The organism is Streptomyces sp. NPDC053665 (assembly GCF_055585285.1).
In genome coordinates, this window is sequence record NZ_JBVJKK010000001.1 from 463,746 (window position 1) to 484,947 (window position 21,202).

The 21,202-nt window shown below is 75.0% G+C and carries 19 protein-coding genes; 11 read left to right on the forward strand and 8 right to left on the reverse strand.

The window, feature by feature from the left end; genetic code table 11:
* Positions 1–810: an SDR family oxidoreductase gene (locus ACZ6ZN_RS01970; protein ID WP_469642348.1), complete on the reverse strand. Its 810-nt coding sequence runs from the start codon at positions 808–810 to the stop codon at positions 1–3.
* Positions 811–933: 123 nt separating this feature from the next.
* Here ACZ6ZN_RS01970 and ACZ6ZN_RS01975 point away from each other — a divergent pair, with 123 nt between their 5' ends.
* The 4 genes from ACZ6ZN_RS01975 (at position 934) to ACZ6ZN_RS01990 (ending at position 5,339) form a co-directional block, all read left to right on the forward strand.
* Positions 934–1,962 carry a PHP domain-containing protein gene (locus ACZ6ZN_RS01975; protein ID WP_469642350.1) on the forward strand — a complete coding sequence of 343 codons (1,029 nt, stop codon included), beginning with the start codon at positions 934–936 and terminating at the stop codon, positions 1,960–1,962.
* A 38-nt stretch (positions 1,963–2,000) separates the two neighbouring features.
* Positions 2,001–2,657, forward strand: coding sequence for an HAD family hydrolase (locus tag ACZ6ZN_RS01980; RefSeq protein WP_469642352.1), 657 nt, complete (start codon positions 2,001–2,003; stop codon positions 2,655–2,657).
* A 169-nt stretch (positions 2,658–2,826) separates the two neighbouring features.
* Positions 2,827–4,008 (forward strand): FUSC family protein, encoded by a 1,182-nt coding sequence (locus ACZ6ZN_RS01985; protein ID WP_469643921.1) that lies wholly within the window; start codon positions 2,827–2,829, stop codon positions 4,006–4,008.
* A gap of 302 nt (positions 4,009–4,310) precedes the next feature.
* Entirely contained in the window at positions 4,311–5,339 is a 1,029-nt protein-coding gene (locus tag ACZ6ZN_RS01990) for an SDR family oxidoreductase (RefSeq protein WP_469642354.1), read from the forward strand.
* 120 nt (positions 5,340–5,459) lie between these two features.
* Here the strand turns inward: ACZ6ZN_RS01990 and ACZ6ZN_RS01995 are convergent, their stop codons facing one another.
* From ACZ6ZN_RS01995 to ACZ6ZN_RS02005, 3 genes are all read right to left on the reverse strand, one after another.
* A complete protein-coding gene (locus ACZ6ZN_RS01995; RefSeq protein ID WP_469642356.1) occupies positions 5,460–5,744 on the reverse strand; it encodes a hypothetical protein in 285 nt (94 codons plus the stop codon).
* A gap of 94 nt (positions 5,745–5,838) precedes the next feature.
* Complete coding sequence (locus tag ACZ6ZN_RS02000) at positions 5,839–7,128, reverse strand: ROK family protein (protein WP_469642358.1); 1,290 nt, start codon at positions 7,126–7,128, stop codon at positions 5,839–5,841.
* A 151-nt stretch (positions 7,129–7,279) separates the two neighbouring features.
* Positions 7,280–10,462 carry a cytochrome P450 gene (locus ACZ6ZN_RS02005; RefSeq protein ID WP_469642361.1) on the reverse strand — a complete coding sequence of 1,061 codons (3,183 nt, stop codon included), beginning with the start codon at positions 10,460–10,462 and terminating at the stop codon, positions 7,280–7,282.
* Between the two features lie 152 nt (positions 10,463–10,614).
* Here ACZ6ZN_RS02005 and ACZ6ZN_RS02010 point away from each other — a divergent pair, with 152 nt between their 5' ends.
* The 6 genes from ACZ6ZN_RS02010 (at position 10,615) to ACZ6ZN_RS02035 (ending at position 16,373) form a co-directional block, all read left to right on the forward strand.
* A complete protein-coding gene (locus ACZ6ZN_RS02010) occupies positions 10,615–11,412 on the forward strand; it encodes a PAS domain S-box protein (protein WP_469642363.1) in 798 nt (265 codons plus the stop codon).
* Between the two features lie 103 nt (positions 11,413–11,515).
* On the forward strand, positions 11,516–12,010 hold the full coding sequence (locus tag ACZ6ZN_RS02015; RefSeq protein ID WP_469642365.1) for an FBP domain-containing protein: 495 nt from the start codon (positions 11,516–11,518) through the stop codon (positions 12,008–12,010).
* Positions 12,011–12,097: 87 nt separating this feature from the next.
* A complete protein-coding gene (locus tag ACZ6ZN_RS02020) occupies positions 12,098–13,354 on the forward strand; it encodes an FUSC family protein (protein WP_398107545.1) in 1,257 nt (418 codons plus the stop codon).
* Positions 13,355–13,400: 46 nt separating this feature from the next.
* Positions 13,401–14,537, forward strand: a complete 1,137-nt coding sequence (locus tag ACZ6ZN_RS02025; RefSeq protein ID WP_469642367.1) for a hypothetical protein — start codon at positions 13,401–13,403, stop codon at positions 14,535–14,537.
* Positions 14,538–14,683: 146 nt separating this feature from the next.
* A complete protein-coding gene (locus tag ACZ6ZN_RS02030) occupies positions 14,684–14,992 on the forward strand; it encodes a hypothetical protein (RefSeq protein ID WP_469642370.1) in 309 nt (102 codons plus the stop codon).
* 187 nt (positions 14,993–15,179) lie between these two features.
* Positions 15,180–16,373 carry a lactonase family protein gene (locus ACZ6ZN_RS02035; RefSeq protein WP_469643923.1) on the forward strand — a complete coding sequence of 398 codons (1,194 nt, stop codon included), beginning with the start codon at positions 15,180–15,182 and terminating at the stop codon, positions 16,371–16,373.
* Here ACZ6ZN_RS02035 and ACZ6ZN_RS02040 read toward each other — a convergent pair.
* Together ACZ6ZN_RS02040 and ACZ6ZN_RS02045 are read right to left on the reverse strand one after the other, a co-directional pair.
* Positions 16,341–17,069: a DUF2470 domain-containing protein gene (locus ACZ6ZN_RS02040; protein WP_469642372.1), complete on the reverse strand. Its 729-nt coding sequence runs from the start codon at positions 17,067–17,069 to the stop codon at positions 16,341–16,343. The two genes, ACZ6ZN_RS02035 and ACZ6ZN_RS02040, sit on opposite strands and share 33 nt — an antisense overlap.
* An 84-nt stretch (positions 17,070–17,153) precedes the next feature.
* Positions 17,154–17,762, reverse strand: a complete 609-nt coding sequence (locus tag ACZ6ZN_RS02045) for a TetR/AcrR family transcriptional regulator (protein ID WP_451877617.1) — start codon at positions 17,760–17,762, stop codon at positions 17,154–17,156.
* Positions 17,763–17,871: 109 nt separating this feature from the next.
* Here ACZ6ZN_RS02045 and ACZ6ZN_RS02050 point away from each other — a divergent pair, with 109 nt between their 5' ends.
* A complete protein-coding gene (locus ACZ6ZN_RS02050) occupies positions 17,872–19,371 on the forward strand; it encodes a cytochrome P450 (protein WP_469642374.1) in 1,500 nt (499 codons plus the stop codon).
* Here ACZ6ZN_RS02050 and ACZ6ZN_RS02055 read toward each other — a convergent pair.
* Both ACZ6ZN_RS02055 and ACZ6ZN_RS02060 read right to left on the reverse strand, forming a co-directional pair.
* Entirely contained in the window at positions 19,333–20,175 is an 843-nt protein-coding gene (locus tag ACZ6ZN_RS02055; protein ID WP_469642376.1) for a pentapeptide repeat-containing protein, read from the reverse strand. The two genes, ACZ6ZN_RS02050 and ACZ6ZN_RS02055, sit on opposite strands and share 39 nt — an antisense overlap.
* A 13-nt stretch (positions 20,176–20,188) precedes the next feature.
* Positions 20,189–21,190, reverse strand: coding sequence for a sigma-70 family RNA polymerase sigma factor (locus tag ACZ6ZN_RS02060; protein WP_469642378.1), 1,002 nt, complete (start codon positions 21,188–21,190; stop codon positions 20,189–20,191).
* Positions 21,191–21,202: the final 12 nt, after the last annotated feature.

Below are 21,202 nucleotides of genomic sequence, written 5' to 3' on the forward strand. Positions count from 1 at the left end.
TCAGGGGCGTCGCCAGTCGTGGCCCGGCAGGTGCGACCCGGCCTGCGGCCCCATGCGGAGCATGCCGCCGTCCACGCTCCAGGAGGCGCCGGTGACGTACGAGGCGTCGGGTCCGGCCAGGAAGGCGATGACGGCGGCGACCTCGCGGGCGTCACCGGGCCGGCCCAGCGGGATGCCCGGGCGGCTCTCGGTGTGCGGGTCGGTGTCCTCCTGCCCGGTCATGGGCGTGGAGATCTCGCCGGGGGCGACGGCGTTGACGGTGATGTGGTGCTCGGCGAGTTCGAGCGCCATGACCTGGGTGAGCAGCCCGAGTCCGCCCTTGGCGGCGCAGTAGGGCGCGGCCCCCACGCGGGGCTGGTGCTCGTGCACGGACGTGACGTTCACGATCCGGCCGCCGTCGCCCTGCCGGATCATGTGCCGGGCGGCCTTCTGCCCGCACAGGAACGGTCCCACGAGGTCGACGTCCAGCACCTCGCGCACGACGGGCAGTTCCAGGTCGAGGAACGGGGTCATGGTGCCGGTGCCCGCGTTGTTGACCAGGACGTCGATGCGGCCGAGCCGCTCGCACAGGTTGTCGACGGAGTCGGCCGCCTCGGGCAGCCGGGTGAGGTCCATCCGGGCGACCTCGGCGCGCCGTCCGTGCGACCGGACCTCCTCGGCCGTCTCCCGCGCGCCCTCCTCGTCGCTGTGGAAGGTGATGCCGATGTCCAGGCCCGCCTGTGCCAGCCGTACGGCGGTCGCCCGGCCGATGCCGGAGTCGGCGCCGGTGATCACGGCGACCTTGGTGGGTGGCGCGGTGGAGGCGGGCATGACGGCTCTCCTGTCGGCTCGTTCGGGCGAGGGCGTTGCAGTACCCGGCAGTGATCGGCGCAAACCGCGCGGTCCGTCGTGCGCGCCGCCGGGCGCTGGGCAACCCTTGAGGAGGAGGTGGCGATGGACCCCGTCGAGGCACTGGAGCGGATCGCCTTCCTGCTGGAGCGGTCCCTGGCGCCGACCTACCGGGTGCGCGCCTTTCGGACGGCGGCCCGCGTGCTGAAGGACCTCGGTGAGGACGAGGTGGCCCGGCGCGCGGCGGACGGTTCCCTGGAGCGGCTGAAGGGCGTGGGCCCGAAGACCGCGCAGGTGGCCCGGGAGGCGCTGGCCGGGCAGGTGCCGGGCTATCTGGAGAAGCTGGAGGGCGAGGCGCACGAGACGCCCGCCGTACGGGGCGGACAGCGGCTGCGGGCGCTGCTGCGCGGGGACTGCCATCTGCACTCGGACTGGTCCGACGGCGGCAGCACCATCGAGGAGATGGGCCGCGCGGCGGCGGCGCTGGGCCACGAGTGGGCGGTGCTGACCGACCATTCGCCGCGGCTGACCGTGGCGCGCGGGCTGTCGCCGGAGCGGCTGCGCGAGCAGCTCGACGTGGTGGCGGAACTGAACGAGCGGTGGGCGCCGTTCCGGCTGCTGACGGGCATCGAGTGCGACATCCTCGAGGACGGCTCCCTCGACCAGGAGCCGGAGCTGCTGGAGCGGCTCGACGTCGTGGTGGTGTCGGTCCACTCCAAGCTGCGCATGGACGCCCCTGCGATGACCCGCCGGATGGTGGCCGCCGTGCGGAACCCGCACGCGGACGTCCTCGGGCACTGCACGGGCCGGCTGGTGACCGGTCGGGGGCGGCCGGAGTCGGAGTTCGACGCGGACGAGGTGTTCGCGGCCCTCGCGGAGACGGGCACGGCCCTGGAGATCAACAGCAGGCCGGAGCGGCTGGACCCGCCGCGGCGGCTGCTGCGCCGGGCCGTGGACGCGGGGGTGCTGTTCTCCGTCGACACCGACGCGCACGCGCCCGGGCAGCTGGACTGGCAGATCAACGGATGCGCCCGCGCCGAGGAGTGCGGGGTGCCGCCCGAGCGGGTGGTGACGGCGTGGTCCCTGGAGGACCTGCTGGCCTGGACGCGGGAGCGGCGCGTGCCCACGGGCTGACGTGGTACCCGCACCGCTGAGAGGAAGGAACCGCATTCATGGAACGCGCTGCCGTGTTCGACGTCGACGGCACCCTGGTCGACACCAATCATCTGCACGTCGTCGCCTGGTGGGAGGCTTTCCGGCAGGCCGGGCACGACGTGCCGATGCACGCCGTCCACCGGGCCGTGGGCCTGCCGTCCACCGACCTCGTCGCCCATCTGCTGGGCGACGAGCGGGACAAGGACCAGGACGCGGACATCAGCGCCGGGCACAAGGCGCTCTACGGGCAGTACTTCGCCCGGCTGCCGGCGCTCCCCCGGGCCGGGGACCTGCTGCGGCGCCTGCACCGCGACGGCTGGACGGTGGTGCTGGCCACGTCGGCGGGCGGTGCCGAGCTCAGCGCGCTGCGCCGGGCGATCGACGCCGACGAGGCCATCGCGGCCACGGCCAGTGCCGACGACGTCCAGGAGGGCAAGCCCGCCCCCGAACCCGTCGAGCACGCGCTGGAGCTGGCCGGGGTGCCGGCCGAGCGGGCCGTGTTCGTCGGGGACACCGTCTGGGACATGCACGCGGGCAGCCGGGCCGGTGTCCGTTGCGTGGGCGTCCTGTGCGGCGGCATTCCCCGCGCGGACCTGGAGAAGGCCGGCGCGGACGCGGTCTACGCCGACCCCGCGCATCTGCTGTCCGCCCTGGACGACGGACCCTTCGCATGAGCCGGGGTGAAACGGCCGGTCAGGCGGATACCCACGAGCCATGACGCGTGTGAGGAGTGTGCTCAGGCGGACGGCGGGGGCCGTCCGCCCGGGCAGGGACAGTGGTACGGCGGACGGCACGGCAGGGACGGCGGGCACCGGCACCGGCGCGGCGCCGCAGGGCGGGACGATGCGCGACCCGCAGCGCGGGGTGGGCGCGGTGCGGCCGGTGGAGGCGGTACGGCGGGAGACCCGCAGCGCCTGGGACGCGATGCGTGCCGCCTGGCGGGGTCCCGGACGGGAGCGGGACCTGGTCGTCCAGTCGCTCAAGGCCGCGCTGGCGGCGGTGATCGCCTGGCTGGTCGGCGGTGTCTGGATGGACGATCCGCTGGCTCTGATGGCGCCGTGGGTGGCGCTGGTGCTGGTGCAGGCCACCGTCTACAGCTCACTGGTGCAGGGCGCCCGGCAGTTCGGCGCGATCGTCGTGGGCACCCTGCTGGCCTCGGCGGCGCAGGCGGTCACCGGCGACACCACGGTCGCGATCGCCGTGTCCGTGCCGGTGCTGATGCTGCTGGCGAACTGGCAGCGCTTCGGGGACCAGGGCATCTACGCGGCGACCACGGCCCTGTTCACGATCGCGGCGGGCACGGTGAGTCTGAGCGGGGCAGGCCACCGGGTCGGCCAGGCGGCGATCGGCGCCGTCATCGGCGTGGCCGTGAACGCGCTGATCCTGCCGCCGATCCATCTGCGCGACGTGCGCGAGAACCTGGCGGCGCTCGCCCGTGAGGTGGGGGACGTCCTGTGCACGGTCGCCGGCGACCTGCGCGAGGGCGAGTGGGACGGGCAGACCGCCGCCGGCTGGGTCAGCGCCTCGGCGGGGCTGGACCACCGGTTGCAGGCCCTCCAGTCGGCACGCCGCTGGAGCCAGGAGAGCCTGCGCCTGACCTCGGGGCCGCTGCGCGCCCTGCACCGCGTCCCGCACGTCGCCGCGCTGCCGCCGGTGGAGGAGGACGAGCGGCTCGGCAGGATCACCGGGCACGTCAGCGCGCTCACGCGGGCGCTGGCGGTGTCCGTGGACGACAACCGGACCCCCGCCCCGCCCCAGGGCGAGGCGCTGCGCTCGTACGCGCGGCTGCTGGAGCTGATCGGGGAGGCCTGCCACGCGCAGGCGGAGAGCCTGTGCGAGGGCAGTCTGGAGGGCCGCCCGGACGACGCGACCGAGAAGGCGATGCGCGAACTGCACGAGGAACTGCAGGAGCGGCTGCGCCGGCACGCCGAGGAGGGCGCGGAGCAGACGGCGGTCCTGGGCACCCTGCTGCTCCAGGCGGAGAACCTCTGGGCGGAGACCGTTCCGGCCGCCGAGGAGCAGTGACGCAGCTCACGGCGGAGAGGGCCCGTGGGCGGAACACCCCGGGGTGGTTCGCCGTTGAACAACACGTGGGTGCGGATGGGACAGTGTCCCCGGGCCTCACCATCCGCCCACAGGGACGATCGTTCGGCTGAAGCCCTGTGGAGCCTTTCGCCGAGAGGCGACCGCCATCCGTGCCCACCTCGATACCGCCCCGGTCGTGATTCCCCCGTCGCGGCCGGGGCTTCCCTCTGCCCACGTGCAATCCCCTTCACCCGGGTACTCGGTCCGCTCCCGCGCAACCGCCGGGCCGAGAGGAGCCAGAGGTGAGCAGTACAACGGGCATGAGGGTGGTCGTCACGGGCGCCACGGGCAACGTGGGCACGAGCGTGGTGCGTCTTCTCTCCGAGGATCCGGAGGTCGGCTCCGTCCTGGGGCTGGCCCGGCGGCTGCCCGACTGGTCGCCGCCGAAGACCGACTGGGACGCGGTCGACCTGGCCGCCGAGACGTCCGACCTCGTCGAGCGGTTCCGGGGCGCGGACGCCGTGATCCATCTGGCCTGGGCGTTCCAGCCCACGCACGATCCGGCCACGACCTGGCGCACCAACGTGCTCGGCAGCATGCGCGTGTTCGAGGCGGTCGCGGCGGCCGGGGTGCCGGCACTGGTGCACGCCTCGTCGGTCGGCGCCTACTCCCCCGGGCCGAAGGACCGGACGGTGGACGAGTCCTGGCCCACGCACGGCTGGCCGGACGCCGCGTACTGCCGGGAGAAGGCGTATCTGGAGCGGGCGCTGGACATCTTCGAGCGCGACCACCCCGGTACGCGCGTGGTGCGGATGCGGCCCGCGTTCCTGTTCAAGTGGGAGTCGGCGAGCGAGCAGCGCCGGATCTTCGGCGGCAAGTTCCTGCCCGGGCCGCTGGCCCGCCCGGACCTACTGCCCTTCCTGCCCGACGTCCCCGGGCTCCGGATGCAGGCCCTGCACACCGACGACGCGGCGCACGCCTACCGGCTGGCCGTGCGCCAGGAGGTCCGGGGCGCCTTCAACCTGGCGGCCGAGCCGGCGGTCGACGCGCATCTGCTGGGCGAGATGCTGGGTGCGCGCCCGGTGCGGCTGCCGCGCACGGCGGCCCGTTCGGCGATCGCCGCCGCGTGGGGCCTGCATCTGCTGCCCGCCTCCCCGCACCTGTTCGACGCGGTGCTGCGGCTGCCCCTGATGGACTCGTCCCGGGCCCGTACGGAACTGGGCTGGGAGCCGCGGCGCACGGCGACGGAGGTGCTGGAGGAATTCCTGCGCGGGATGCAGCAGGGCGGGGGCGCGCGGACGGAACCGCTGCGGGGACGCAAGGTGGGGTGAGTGCGGAGGGGGGGCTCCCGGCACCGGGTCCGGGAGCACCCCCGCGCGGCCGGGCATGGTGGAGGGCCGCAGCCGACCCCCACAGTCGGCTGCGGCCCTCGGCGGGTGCCCTGCCCGGCCTCAGCCGGAGGGCTCGTCGGGTACCGGGTTCTCGGTCTGCTCCGTGCCCGAGCTGGGTGTCCCCTGCCGGCCCGTCCCCGCCTCGTCGGTGTCGGGGATGTCGCCGGCCGGGTCGTCGTCGTCCGCTTCCGCCCCTGCGTCGGCTTCGGCGTCACCGTCGGCGTCGGCCGAGAAGCGCGGTGCGACCTCCCACGGGTCCTCACCGGCGTCGGCCTGCTGGTCCGGCATGTCCCGCGGAACGGGCTCACCGTTCTCGCCGGGTGCGTCGAGGCGGTGGTCGGTCACGAGGTGCTCCCTTCGGTCGTCCGGCGTCACGCGAGTACCCCGCGCCGCGCCGCGCAACCTCGGCGCGGGCGCCCGCGTCCCCGGTGCCGGACGTTCAGCGCGGCGCCCGTTCCTGCAGCGCCGTACGCCAGGCCGGGAGCGGGTTCTCCGGTTCGGGGTCGGGACGCCTCCCGCCGCGGGCGAAGAAGTCGGCGAGCGGCAGGATGGCGGCGCCGACCGTGACCGCGTCGGGCCCGAGCCGGCCGAGCTCGACGGTCACCTTCCCGGCCGGGTGGCGCAGGGCGTAGGACACGGCGTGGCGGCGTACCGCGGGCAGGAAGCGGGAGCCGAGCGCCAGGCCCGCCCAGCCGCCGATGAGGATGCGCTCGGGCTGGAAGAGGTTGATCAGGTCGGACAGGCCGGCGCCCAGGTACTCGGCGGTCTCCTCCAGCACGGCGAGGGCGACCGGGTCGGCCTCCTCCCCCGCGGGCGGGTAGGCGGCGGCGAGCATCGCCGTGAGGGCGGTCTCCTCGTCGGTGCCGTCCGGGGCCGGGCCGCCCTCCTCACGCCAGCGGGCGAGCAGCGACTCGGCGCCCGCGTACGCCTCCAGGCAGCCGAGCGACCCGCACCGGCAGCGGCGGCCGCGCACGCGCACCGTCAGGTGCCCCCACTCCACGGCCCGGCCCTGCTCCACGTCCGGGGTGACGAGGCTCGCGCCGACGCCCGAGCCGAACAGGACCACGACGGCGTTGCGGGCGCCGCGCCCCGCACCGAACCACATCTCGGCCTGGCCGAGCGTCTTGGCGCCGTTGTCGGTGAAGTACGGGACGGTGTCCGGCAGCGGGGAGCCGGTGCGCAGCAGCGCCTCCAGCTCGACGGCGTCCCAGCCGATGGTCTGCCCGTGCACGACGGCGCCACGCTCGGAGGTGCGCTCGACGATGCCGGGGACGCCGATGCCGACGCCGAGGAGCCGCTCGGGCGCCAGCCCCGCCGCGTCGAGCACCTCGGCGATGCCGTGGCGGATGTGGTCGACGATGACCTCGACCTCGTAGCGCTGGGGGGTCAGGGGGCGTTCGGCGCGGGCGAGTTCGGTGAGCGTGAGGTCGAACAGCTCGACGCGGACGCGGGTCTCGCCGACGTCGACGCCGATCATGTGGCCGCTGCCGGGGGCGACGCGCAGCAGGGTGCGGGGGCGGCCGCCGTCGGAGTCGACGCTGCCGGCCTCCTCGACCAGTCCGTCGGCGACCAGGTCGGCGACGACGTTGCTGACGGAGCCGGAACTCAGGCCGGTGGCCGGGCCGAGTTCGAAGCGGCTGAGCGGTCCGTCGAAGTAGAGCCGCTGCAGCACGGCCGTGCGGTTGGCCCGCCTGAGATCGCGCACCGTGCGCCCGTTCCGCCCCGCCATGCGGTTCCCTCCACATCCCCGGTCCGACCTGCAACATACCGTCGGCGCGAGCCCGGCGCGACATTCCTCCAACCCTTATTTCATGATGTGAGCGAACCGACGGGGCGCCCCGGGCCGTCCGATGCGGCCCGGTACCGCCCCGGCCGGCCGGTCAGCCGGCCGCGTACACGTCCTCCACGTACCGCCCGTCCGCGATCAGCCCGTCGAGCCACTGCCCGGCGGCCGCCGCGTCGGCATCCGGGGTGCGCTCGGCGAACAGCGTACGGAACGCCTCCCGCACCCCGGGCGCCATGCGCGAGCCGTCCCCGCAGACGTACACCCGCGCCCCGGCGTCCAGCAAGGCCCAGACCTCCTCGGCCTCGGCGGCGATCCGGTGCTGCACGAACCGCACCTCGCCCTCGGGTTCCTCGCTGAAGGCGGGCCGCAGCGAGACGGCCCCGGCGGCCTCAGCGGCGCGCAGTTCCCCGGCGTGCAGGAAGTCGGCACCGGGGGCGTCGCAGCCGAAGTAGCACAGCGCGGGCGCGAGTCGGGCGCCCGACGCCGCAGCCGCCGCCCGGTCGGCGACCACACCGCGGAACGGGGCGAGGCCCGTACCCGCGGCGACCATGACGACCGGTCCGTCCGCGGTGGCGTCGATGCGGAAGTCCTCCCGGCACGGCTGCACGCGCGCGTACACCGTGTCACCGGGGGCCACGGCGGCGAGGTGGCCCGAGCCGGTGCCCCGGTACACCCCCCGGCCGGAGCGGGCGGGCGCCTCGAGCAGCGAGACCATCAGGTCGACGTGGCGGGGGTCGGCCGCGGGCGAGGAGGAGATGGAGTAGTGGCGCGGGCGCAGCGGGGTGAGCAGGTCCAGCAGTCGCGGCCAGTCCAGGGCGCCGCGCAGGGCCGGGTGGTCCTCCAGGATCTCCACCAGCGTGCGGGGGTCGCCGGTGAGGGCGGCCAGGGCCGCGCGCTCGGGCGGGCACGGGTTGGCGGCGGCGAGCGCGGCCAGCTGGGAGGAGCTCGGGCGTTCCTGGAGCTCGACGTGGTGGGTGAGGAGCTGGCGTACCGTCACCGGCCGGTCCACGGCGATGCCGTCGCGCCGCGGGCGGGCCGGGCGGATGTCCAGGACGGTGCCGAGGTCGGCGCCGAGGGCGGCGGCCGCGCGGGTGACGAGGTCCGGGTCGTTGGCGGGCAGGACGCCGAGGTGGTCGGCCGTGCGGTAGGTGACGCCCTCGGGCAGGGCGAGGCGGACGAACCGCTTGCGGCGCGGATGGCCGGGCGCGGTGAGGTCGTACGCCTCGGTGACGCGCAGGGGCTGGAGCCCGTGCCGTTCGGCGAGGGCGTCCAGGGGGCCGCCGGTGAGGGTGCGGACCTCGTAGGCGGTGCCGGGCTCGCCCGCGCCGGGCGTGGTGGCGTCCGGGTCGCCGTGGCGTTCCAGCAGGGCCGTGCGCAGGGACGCGGTGAAGGCGCGCACGCTTCCGGCGAGGTCGCCCGAGGCGTCGGCGGCGGCGCGCTCCAGCAGCCGCGTGGCGCCGGACCGCGCCAGCCGCTCGTCGATCCGGGTGGGGACGTGCTGGTAGGTGGCGGCCCAGGTGCGGTCGCCGACGCCGAGGACGGCGTACGTCACGCCGGCCAGGTCGCGCTCGTCCTCCAGGCGGGCCGCGAAGGCCGCGGCGTCGTCGGTGGGCCTGCCGTTGTAGGAGGCGGCCGTGATGACGACGGGGCGGTCGGTGGGCAGGCCGTCGGCGTAGGCGTCCAGCGGGGCGACCTCGGTGGCGCAGCCGAGTTCGGCGGCCTCGTCGGCCAGTCGGGCGGCGAGGTCCCGGCAGGTGCCGTAGTTGCTGCCGTGCAGGAACAGGGCGGAGGTGCCGGGGCGGACCCGCGCGGGCAGGTGCCGCGACCGGCCGCTCTCGGTCGGGAGGGCGGGGGCGGCTCCGGGCAGCGGCGGGTGGACGCGGTCGGCGGATGTGCGCGGGGTGAGGGTCAGGGTGAAGCCCTCGGGCTTGAGGGTGAGGGTCTCCTTGACGGTGAGCCGGTATCCGGCGTGGTCGTGCAGCCGGTAGCGGTGGACGAGCATGGCCAGCAGCATGGTCGCCTCGTGCAGGGCGAACTGCCGCCCGATGCAGGCGCGTTCCCCGGTGCCGAACGGCTTGAAGGCGTGCACCGGCCGCCGTTCCTCCGCCTCGGGCGTGAAGCGGGAGGGGTCGAACAGCTCGGGGTTGTCGCCCCACACGGGCATGCGGTGCAGCATCGGCGTGAGCACCAGGGCGGCCTGCCCGGCGCGCAGCGGGATGCGGCCGCCGAGCAGCGTGTCCGCGCGGGCCTCGCGGCCGAAGACGGCGGCCGTCGGCCACAGCCGCAGTGCCTCGTTGAGGACCTGCCGGGTGTAGGTCAGCCTGCCGACCTCGTCGAACGTCGGCTCGGGGTCCGCCCGGTCGCCCCACAGCGCGTCGGCCTCGCGCTGCACGAGCTGGAGCGCGGCGGGGTGCTTGGCGAGGTGGTACAGCGCGAAGGACATGGCGCCGGAGGTGGTCTCGTGCCCGGCGATCAGGAACGTGATGACCTGGTTGCGGATGTTGGCGGTGTCCAGCGTGGTGCCGTCGGCCGGGTGCTCGGCGGTGAGCATCAGGCCGAGGAGGTCGTCGCCACCGCCCGCGCCGCCGCCGGTGCGGGCGGCGATGACGTCGTCGACGACCCGGGCGAGGTGGGCGGCGTCCTCGCGGAAGGCCGTGTCCTCGGCCGCGTGGTCCCCGCCGGGCGTCCGGGCCAGGCGCGTCATGCTCCACTCCAGGCAGCGCACCATCGACGCGACGAAGGGGTGCGGCTCGTCCCGCTCGAAGGAGCCGAAGTCGTAGCCGAAACCGGCGAGGCCGATGGTGTCGAGCGTCATGCGGGTCATGTCGTCGGGCACGTTCACCGGCCGGCCGGCGCGCGCGTCGCGGTCCCAGGACGCGATGAGCCGGCGGGCCACCGTCAGCATCACGGGGTGGTAGGCGCGCATCGAGCCGAGGGCGAAGGCGGGCATGAGGATGTCGTGGGCCTTGGCCCAGTTGGGCTCGTCGTTGTAGGCGGTGAACAGGCCGTCGGCGGCGAACGCGCGCACGTTCTCCAGCCCGGGGCCGACGTGCTTGGCGAACCGCTCCTCGTCGGCGAGCTCGGCCACGAGGTCCGCGTCCCCCACGAACAGCGTGTCCCGCCCGTGCAGCCGCCGCACGAACACGGGCCCGTGCCTGCGCATGAGGTCCATGGCCTGCTGGACGGGCGCGCCGCCGGGGCCGGTGGCGGAGATGTCGGCTACGGGGACGCCGGGGAAGGGGGCGGTGGTGGGGGAGGTCGGTGCGGTGGGGCGCATGACGCGGCAACTGCCTTTCGCGGTACGGACGTACTGCCGTCCAGCGTGATCCACGGGACCCGGCGGGCGGGTGCGCGGCACTGCATGATTCTGTAGTGGCCGGCGGATGCGCCGCTCTTGCGCGGAGCGGCCCGGCGTGGCAGGAGAGGCGTGTGGACCCGGCCCGGTTCGAGGCGGTGACGTGGCGCAACCGCGCGCTGCTCCTGTTCGACCGGGTCGCGATGCCGGTCGCGGTGTGCGACGTGTACGGGGCGGTCCTGCTGGCGAACCCGGCGATGGCGGCCGAGTGCGGGACGACGCCGGGGCGGCTGCGCGGCCGCGACGTGCTGGAGCTGTTCCGCCCGCGGGAGGCCACGCAGGTGGAGCGGATCGCCGAGGCGCTGCGGTTGCGGCACCGCTCCCGCTACCAGGTGTCGGTGTGCTGGCAGGCCCCGGACGGGGCGGAGCGGTACGGCGAGCTGACGGCGGACCCGGTGAGCGACACGGTGGAGGACACCCCGGCCCTGCTGGTGATGCTGCGGGCCGACACCCGGCGCGAGCCCCTGGCCGGCCATGACGGCCGACGCGAGCCCCCTGCCGGGACCGACGGCCGGCGTAAGCCCCTTCCCAGGACCGACGGCCGGAGCGAGCCCCTTCCCAGGAGCGACGGCCGGCGCGAGCCCCTGGCCGGGACCGACGGCCGGCGCCCGCCCTCCGCCTCCTCCCCGGCCGCGGAGGGGGCCCGGGTCTCCCCCACCGAGGGGCGGGTGCTGGCCCTCCTGGCCGGCGGCGCCACCACCGCCCGGGCGGCCCGGGAGACCGGTCTGACCGTGGACGGGGTGACGTACCACCTGCGCCGGCTGTCGTCCCGCTGGCACGCGGCCACCCGCACGGAGCTGGTGGCCCGGGCCTACGCCCTGGGGGTGCTCCGGCCGGGGGTGTGGCCACCGGAGGCGGCGGGGACGCGGTAGGGCGAAATCCGCTGGCCCCCGCGCGCGGCCGGTGCCTACCCTGGCCGCCGAACCAAAACCTAGGACCCCTAGGTTGACGCAGCGCGATTCTCAGGAGCCCTCCGTGCGACCACTCACCGAGCAGGACATCCGCAGCTCGTTCATCAACTGCTCGAAGGGCGAGGCGAAGCGGCTCGCCGTGCCCCGGGACCTCGCCGAGCGCCCCTGGGAGGACCTCGACTTCCTGGGCTGGCGGGACCCGGGCGCGCCCGACCGCAGTTATCTGGTCACCGAACGCGGGGGGCGAACGGTGGGGGTGGCGATGCGGTTCCAGCCCGCGCAGCGCGGGTTCCTGCACCGCAGCATGTGCTCGCTGTGCCTGACGACCCATCCGCGCGGCGGTGTGTCGCTGATGACGGCGCGCAAGGCGGGTGCGGCGGGCCGCGAGGGGAACTCGGTGGGGGCCTACATGTGCACCGACCTGGCGTGTTCCCTCTACTTGCGGGGCAGGAAGGTGCCGGAGACCGGGGCGCGGTTCGAGGAGAGCCTGACCCTGGAGGAGCAGATCGAGCGGACCATGGGTCATCTCGCCGCCTTCCTCGACAAGGTCCACGGCTGACCCTCCTCGGTCGCCCGCGGTTTCCCCCGGCACTAACGTCCTTCATGGACGACTTCAGGACACCAGGGGAAGGGGAGCAGCCCGAGCATGCGAGAGGCAGTACGGGACTGGACGGCACGCGCCACGCGGATCGTGAGGAAGCGCCGGGACCCCGTGGTGGTCCAGACGCTCCGGTCCGCGACCGCGGCGACGATCGCGTACGTCATCGCGCTCAGACTGAGCCCCGAGGCGGCGCCGCTCACCGCTCCCCTGACGGCCCTGCTGGTCGTGCAGGTGACCCTGTACGCCACCCTCACCAACGGCTTCCGGCGGGTGAACGCCGTGGTGACCGGGGTGCTCGTCGCCATCGCGTTCAGCCTCCTGGTGGGCCTGACGTGGTGGAGCCTCGCCCTGCTCCTCGTGGCCTCGCTGGCCGTGGGGCGGCTGGTCCGGGTGGAGGAGTACGTCCCCGAGGTGGCGATCAGCGCCATGCTCGTCCTCGGCGTCACCACCGTGGGTGACACCGCCTGGGCGCGGGTGGTGGAGACCCTGATCGGCGCGAGTGTCGGGCTCGCCTGCAACCTGCTGCTGGCCCCGCCCGTGTGGGTGGAGGAGGCCGGTGAGTCGATCGACGACCTGGCGCGCCGGCTGCGGCAGCTGATGCTCCGCATGGGCGAGGAGGCCGCGGGCGGCACGCCCGTGGACCGGGCGGAGGAGCGGCTGTACGAGGCACGGCAGCTGGACCACGACATCTCCGAGGTCGACGCGGCGCTGCGGCAGGCGGAGGACAGCCTGCGGCTCAACCCGAGGGTGCGGGAGGGGACGCTGCACCGGGTGGTGCTGCGCACCGGCCTGGACACGCTGGAGATCTGCACGGTCGTCCTGCGGGTGCTCGCCCGTTCCCTCACCGACCTGACGAAGGTGCGGCAACCGGAGCCGCTGCTCGAACCCGAGACGGGAGCGGTGCTGCAGCAGTTGCTGTCCGAGATCGCCGACGCCGTGGTCAGCTTCTCGGTGCTGGTGACCACCCACCTCAGCGCGAGCGCCGAGTCGGCGGAGGAACGTCTCGCCTCCGAGCTGCGCACCGCGGCGGCCACCCGCGACAAGCTGGCCAAGCTGCTGCGCGAGGACGCCGACCGCGACGCCGGTCACTGGCAGCTGCTCGGGGCCGTGCTCACGGAGATCAACCGGATCCTCGACGAGCTGGACACCGAGCACCGCACCCGGCGTCTGTTCGAGGAACTGGACCGGGTGTCGACGGAGCAGCGCGCGCGGATGCCTCGTCTGACGCGGTTGCGGGAACGCCTGGGCGTCACGGAGCAGATGTGGCGGAACCGCGCCGGGTTCCACGAGCGTTCTCGCTGACGAGATGCCGGCCCGACGCCGGCACCACGGAGGAGGGGGCGGGCCGATGGCCGACTCGAGCGTGCGGATCGACGGGAACACGCTGCATCTGCCGGGAGGTGCGCTGGTGCGGTTCATCCGCACCCTGCGCCTTCCGGAGACCGGCACGCATCCGCTGCCGCCGGGGCTGGGCGAGTTCCCGGTCCGGCGGGTCGCGGACTACGGCGACCGGGTGCCCGAGGCGATGCGGGCGCGCGGCGGTGTGATGCTGCCGGTGTATCTGCGCGAGGCGATGTGGCTGAGTTTCGCCGGCACCCCGGAGCCGGCCGCGCTCCAGGTGGGCGTCGGCAAGGTGTGCGCGGTCTCGGGGCGGCCCTGGAGCGACGAGCTGGCCCGCGACCCGCAGAACTACGTGGTGCTGCCCCGCCAGCCCTGGCTGGACGGCATCAACTCCGGCACGGGCACGGTGCGTCAGTTCGTGGCCGTCCCGCTCGGCCTGGGCGCCACGGTCGAGGGGCAGGTCACGGGCGAGGAGGTGTGGGGCGGGGTGCAGCTTCAGTCCTTCCCGCTGGACGACGCGGAGCTGGCGCGCTGGCGTGAGGCCGAGCGTCGCCGGCGGGAGCGGACGCCGTGGCCGCCTCCGGGCGCGTACGGCGCCGCGATGCCGCCGGCGGCGCCGCCCGGGAGCAGCGGCTTCGGTGCGGCGATGCCGGTGTCGGCCCCGCCCGCGGGCGGGGTCCACGGTGTGCCGATGCCGATGGCGGCACCGCCCGCGCCGGGGGCGGCTCCCGCGGCCGGAGCCCCCGCGGGCCCGCCGCGTGCGGCCGCCATGGGGCTGGGCGTCGGGGGTTCCATGCGGCAGGAGGTGTACCAGGACGAGCGGCCGCTGTCGCACTGGGCGCCGCGGCCCGCGGGCCGGGTGTTCGTGCACCTGGTGACGCCGCCGGAGTGGCGCCGCATCACAGGTGAGCCCGCACCCCCGTCCCCGGTCGACCGGGCCGCGTACACCCGGGCGGGCCTGCCCTGGTTCGACTACTACGACGAGGACGCGCAGGACCTGGCCCCCACGGACACGCTCCACGCCGTCAAGCCGGTCGGCGACTGGCTGGGCAACGACCACGAGCCCTGGCAGCAGCCCACACCGGGCCAGACCCACCCCCTCAAGGACGCCCCCGGCAGACCGGTCTCCGACGGCGAGTGGTGAAGGGGGGTGCGGGTGCCGGCGGGGCGGGGCTCACGGCGGCGGGCTAGGGAGGTGGGCCGTGCCCGGTCGCCTCGGCGGTGTGCCGCGGCGGGAAACATCCGGAGTGCACAGGGGAGGCGGCAGCGGAGGCGGGCACTCGGCACGGCATGGACGACAACGACAGGCAGCAGATCGACGACCAGCAGAGCGGGACAGTCGAGCGGCTGGTGCGGGCATGGCTGGCCGAGACCGAACACCACGACCAAGACGCCGCCGGCAGGGCCCGTGCCGGCTGGGAACAGGGCTCCCTCCCCGAACCGGCCGCACAGGACCTGGCGACGTGGGTGACCGCACGGGTCACGGACACGGCGTTCAACGAGGACGAGGGCCCGGACGTCGAAGGCGACGTCCGGATCACCCCGGCCGACAAGGACACGGTCCACCGCTGGCTGCGGTCGCAGGGGCACGCGGTCTGACCGGGCCGGGAACCCGGTCGTCACGGCCCGCCAACCCGGGAGTGGCCGGCGTGTGGCCGTGCGGCGATCCGGGCCTGCCGGGGCCCGGCCCTGCCCGAGCCGCGCCGCCCGGCGTTGTTGCACCCGGCGTGCGTTCCGCGCGAGGGTGGCTCTCGCGACGGCGGTGGCGGACGAGTCGAGGGGCGACATGGGCAGTGGTGGCTGGAGCAGGCGCCGGTTCGCCGGAGCGCTGGCGGGGGCGGCCGCCGCGGCGGTCCTGCCGTCCTGTGACGGCGGGGCGCGGTCCCCGGCCGCGGACGCCGGCGACCGGGACGCGAGCGCGAGCCCGTCCCGGGAGGCCCGGCGCCCCTCCGGCCCCCGGCCGCTCCTGATCGGCACGTACACCTCCGCCGAGGGCGGCGGCAAGGGGATCGCCCTGGCGGCGTACGACCCGTCGACCGGGCGGATCACCGGCAACGGCACCGTCGAGAACGTGGGCGACCCGTCCTACTTGGCGCTCCATCCGGACCGGCGCACGCTGTACGCGGTGAACGAGCGGGAGGACGGCGCCGTGACCGCCGTCCGGCTGGCCGACCACAAGGTCCTGGGCAGCCGGAGCACCGGCGGCGCGGCCCCCTGCCATCTGTCGGTGCACCCCTCGGGCCGCTGGCTGCTGAGCGCGAACTACGGCTCGGGCAGCGTGGCCGTCCACCCGATCGACCCGTCGGGGTCCCTCGGTGAGCGCACCGATCTGGTGACCCATGCGAGCCCGCCGCCCGGCCCCGGCCAGGACGGCCCGCACGCCCACCAGATCGTCACGAGCCCGGACGGCGGCCATGTCCTCGCCGTCGACCTCGGCACCGACACCGTGTACACCTACCGACTCGACGAGCGGGCGGGCACGCTCGCCGAGGTCTCCCGGGCCCGGACCCGGCCGGGCGCCGGCCCGCGGCATCTGACCTTCCACCCCGGCGGCCGGTACGCCTACCTCGCCGACGAGGTGGACAACACCGTGGCCGTGTGCGCGTACGACCCGGCCACCGGGCGGCTGCGCGTGGGCGAGGCGCAGTCCACCGGCACCGGCCCGGGCACCAGCTACCCGGCGCAGCTGCTGGTCACGGCGAACGGCCGGTTCGCCTATCTCGCCAACCGGGGTGACGACAGCCTCACGCGCTATGCGGTCGAGGGGGACGGCGCCCGGCTGAGGCTGCTGGACACGGTGCCGGTGGGCGGGGAGTTCCCGCGGCAGATCGCCCTCTCCCCCGAGGGCACGCTGCTGTTCGCGGCGAACCAGAAGTCCTCCACCGTGACCGTCTTCCACGTGGCCGAGGAGGACGGCGGGCTGCGCCGGGCCGGGGAACCGTTCCCCTCAGCCGTCGCCGTCTGCGCGCTGCCGCTGTAGGGCACGCGGGCAGGACGCGGCGGCGGCCTGCCCGAGCAGCACGTGCATCCGCTCGGTGAGCTGCGCGACGTCGTCGGCGGGCGCGTGGAAGGCGAGCCGGACGTCGCCGTGGGTGCGGGCCCTTTCGATGCGCAGGGTCAGTCCGTGCCGGTCGACGGCTAGCGGCTGGACGCGCACCGCCCCGTGCAGGCTGTCGGGCTCGACGAGGCGGGTGAGGCGTTCGACCGCGTCGGCGTGGCAGTCGGCGAGATGGGTCAGCAGCCGGGCCTCGGCCGTGGTGAGCGGGTCGGGTGCGGCGGCGGCGAAGTCGCCGAGGTCCACGACCACCGCCCCGGACGTCCGGCGCAGCACCACCCGCGTCGGTGTGAAGGCCAGGCGGCCCTCCTCCACGGCGAACCAGCCGGCGAGCCACAACCGGGCGCGGACGCGGGTGCGTACGGGGACGGGGGCGACGTCGGCGAACTCCAGCACCGCGGACGGCTCGCCGCGGGGCGCGCAGATCGCGGCGGTGAGCAGGGCGCTGTCCTCCGGCACCTCCACGAGCACCCGGCCGTCGTCCGTGACCGTGTGCGCCCCGACCAGCTCCTCGCGCGTGCTCTCGGCGGTCACCGAGCAGGACCACGCGGCGGCGAGCACCGAGCGGGCCTGCTCCGCCGCCGAGGGAGCGGCCGTCCAGCTGTGCCTGTCGTCACCCATTCCAGACCTCCTTAGGTAAGCCTCACCTAACCTATCGGAGATCAGGGCGTGAGCCAACAAGGTCCGCCCGTCCCGGCGGGATCGTCAGGGGGTGAGAACACCCAGCAGGGCGCGGGCGCACACCTCGCGGACCTGGTCCCGGCTCACCTCCGTGCCGCGCAGCCACTCCAGGCAGACCGCCGTGGTGAAGGCCAGCCAGCCGCGCACGGCCAGGCGGACCTCGGGCCGCACGCCGACCTCGGGCCCGAACTCCGGGTCGGCGGCGAGCGCGGCGAGGATCTGCCGCTCCTGCGCGGCCAGCGCCCGCCGGTAGACGCGCCGCACCGCCTGGTCACCCGCCGCGTCGGCGCGGTGGAAGGCGCGGTACCCGTGGGCGTGCTCCCGCACGTACTCCAGGAACGTGTCGAGCCCCTCGGCGAGTTGCTCGCGCACCGGCCGGCCCGGCACCGCCGCGGTCATCCGCAGCATGCGCTCGCTCTCCCGCTCGACGACCGCCGCGAAGAAGTCCCGCTTGGTCGGGAAGTAGTGGTACAGCAGCCCGCGCGAGACCCCGGCGATCTCGGCCACCTGCTCGATCCACACGTCGTCGTACGGGCTGTCCGAGAACAGCCGCGCCCCCACCGCCAGAAGCTGCTCCCGGCGCTCCTGCGTGCTGAGCCGGCGGCGCGTGCGCCCGCCCTGGTTCGCGGCCATGCCCGCACTTTACTTGACGCCGGTTCAACAACGGCACCAGACTGAGGCGCGCTGTTGAACTCGCGTACAACACGGGCGAACAGGCCGCAGGAGCAAGGGAGATCGCGTCATGCCTCAGGCGCCGGAAGGGGCACGGCGGCCCAAGGGTTTCCGCAGTGCCGAGCTGGACTGGCCGGAACTGGACCGCATACCGCACCCGCCGCACCGCGTCCCGCTGCTCGGCGACGTGCTGGGCGTGAACCGGAGCACCCCGATCCAGGACTCGATGCGCTACGCCCACCGGCTCGGGCCGGTCTTCCGGCGCCGGGCGTTCGGCAAGGAGTTCGTCTTCGTCTGGGGCGGCCGGCACGCGGCCGACCTCGCGGACGAGTCGCGGTTCGCCAAGCACGTGGGGCTCGGGGTCGCCAATCTGCGGCCGGTCGCCGGGGACGGGCTGTTCACGGCGTACAACCACGAGCCGAACTGGCAGCTGGCGCACGACGTGCTCGCCCCGGGGTTCTCCCGCGAGGCGATGGCGGGCTACCACCCGATGATGCTGGCCGTCGCCGGGCGGCTGACGGAGCACTGGGACCGGGCGGCCGCGGCCGGCCGCACCGTGGACGTGCCGGGCGACATGACCAAGCTGACGCTGGAGACGATCGCGCGCACCGGCTTCGGCCACGACTTCGGGTCGTTCGAGCGCTCCCGGCCGCATCCCTTCGTCACCGCGATGGTCGGCACCCTGACCTACGCGCAGCGGCTCAACACCGTGCCCTTCCCGCTGGCCCCCCTGCTGCTGCGCGGCGCGAGCCGCCGCAACGCGGCCGACATCGCCCACCTCGACCACACGGTGGACGAGCTGATCCGGGCCCGGCGGGCGGGCGGACCGGGGGACGGCGACCTCCTCGACCGCATGCTGGACACGGCGCATCCGCAGACCGGTGAACGGCTCGCCCCGCAGAACGTCCGCCGCCAGGTCATCACCTTCCTGGTCGCCGGGCACGAGACGACCTCCGGCGCGCTCTCCTTCGCCCTGCACTATCTCTCCCGGAATCCGGGGGCCGCCGCCCGGGCCCGCGCCGAGGTGGACCGGGTCTGGGGCGACGCGGCGCAGCCCGCGTACGACCAGGTGGCGCGCCTGCGCTACCTGCGCCGGGTGCTGGACGAGTCACTGCGGCTGTGGCCCACCGCGCCCGCCTTCGCGCGGGAGGCGCGCGAGGACACGGTCCTGGCCGGGGAGCACCCGATGCGGCAAGGGGCGTGGGCGCTGGTGCTGACGCCCATGCTGCACCGGGATCCCGACGTGTGGGGCGCGGACGCGGACCGCTTCGACCCGGACCGCTTCGAGGCGACGGCGGTACGGACCCGCTCGCCGCACACCTTCAAGCCGTTCGGGACGGGTGCCCGGGCGTGCATCGGCCGCCAGTTCGCCCTGCACGAGGCCACGTTGGTGCTGGGCCTGCTGCTGCGCCGCTACGAGCTGCTGCCCGAGCCGGACTACCGGCTGCGGGTGACGGAACGGCTGACGCTGATGCCGGAGGGCCTGCGACTGCGTCCACAGCGCCGCACCGCGGCGGCGCCGGAGCGGGTCTCAGCGCCGCGCCTCCCAGTGCCCGGGGCGGGTGACTGAGCCGGGCAGCCGGGTCCCGGCGCTCCCCCGGGCCGCGTTCAGCTGGGGCTGGGTGAGGAAGAACGCCCCGGTCAGATCGGCGTCGGTGAGGTCGGCGTCCCGCAGGTCCGCCCCGATGAGGTCGGCGTCCCTGAGGTCGGCCCCGGTGAGGTCGGCGGCGATGAGGTACGCGCCGCGCAGACTGGCCCCGCGCAGATCGGCGCCCTTGAGGCGGGCGCCCATCAGGTCCGCGCCCCGGCGGTCCTTCCTGCGGCCCTTGACCCCGGCGCGGGCCAGCTCGCTCGTCCTCAGCAGCAGGACGTTGACCTCCTGGCGGTGGGCCGCCACGTCGAGCGCGGCGAGCTGCTCGGGACTCCCGCCGGCCAGTTCCCGGGTCCTGCGCAGCGCCTTGCGCACCTCGGGGTGCACCGGCCGGGCCGCGGGCAGGGTGAGCGCCTCGGTGAGGTACCAGAGCAGTTCGTGCAGCTGCCGGACGACCGGGAACACGTCGAACATGCGGCGGGCGTGCTCGGGCGGCCCGGCCCGCCACCCCCGCCCGCCGAAGGTGATCTGCGAGACCTGCTGCCCGGCGCCGAAGCAGTCGTAGACCGTGCAGCCGGTGAACCCCGTCTGCCGCAACCGGGCGTGGATGCCGCAGCGGTGGTCCTCGCCGAGGTTGCGGCAGGGCGTGCCCGCGGCCTTGTCGACGGCGAAGTCGGCCGAGGCGGCGAAGGGCAGGGCGACGCAGCACAGCCCGAAGCACCGCTCGCAGTCGCCGCGCAGTTCCGCTCGCGCGGCATGGGGATCTCGCATGCCGTTCAGCATACGAAACGACCGGTCACCGCTCGTCTGCCGGCTCCGGGTCCTCCGGCAGCCGTACGCGCTCCAGCCGCTCGGGGTCGGCCAGGACGTACAGGCCGGTGATGCGTCCGCCGTCGATCGTCACGCCCATGACCGAGCGCAGCCGGCCCCCGGGCGCGTCGACCACCCCGACCGTGCCGTTGACGAGCATCAGTTTCGCGGACCGCGCGATGCGGGCGAACAGCAGTGCCTGCTCCGCGACCGTCCTCGCGCCCCGCACCAGCTTGGAGGCGGCCGCACCGCGCACCAGCGCGCCGGAGTCGGCGCGCAGCACCACGTCGGGGTGCAGCAGCGCCAGCAGCGCCTCGAAGTCCCCGGCGCGTGAGGCCGCCAGGAAGGCGTCGAGCACCTCCTTCTGCCGCCCGAGGTCCGGTTCCGACGCCGGCGTGGCCCCGCGCACCCGGCGGCGGGCCCGGCTCGCCAGCTGCCGGGTCGCGGCCGGAGCGCGCTCCACGATCGGGGCGAGGTCGTCGAAGGGCACGGCGAACAGGTCGTGCAGCACGAACGCGAGCCGCTCGTCCGGAGCCAGGTTCTCCAGCACCACGAGCAGGGCCAGGCCCACCGCGTCGTCCCGCAGGACCGCCTCCGCCGGGTCGGGGCCCGGCAGCGGTCCCAGCACCGGGTCGGGGACGAACACGGCCGGCAGGTCCGCCGAGTCGCCCATCGGGTCCTCACGGCGTGCCGCGCGCGAGCGCAGCAGGTCCAGGCAGATGCGGCCGGTGACCGTGGTGAGCCAGCCGCCCAGATTGCCGATGCCGCCGTCACCGGCCCGGCTGAGCCTCAGCCACGCCTCCTGGACGGCGTCCTCTGCCTCGGCCGGTGAGCCGAGCATGCGGTGGGCCACCGCCCTGAGCCGTCCCCGGTGCTCCTCGAAGCGGGCGGCGAGCTCCTCGCCGCCCGTCCTGGTCTCCCCCACCGTGGTCGCCCCCGCCGTGGTCTCCCCCGTCGTGCTCTTTCCCGCCATGGTCTCCCCCGTCATGATGCGGATCCT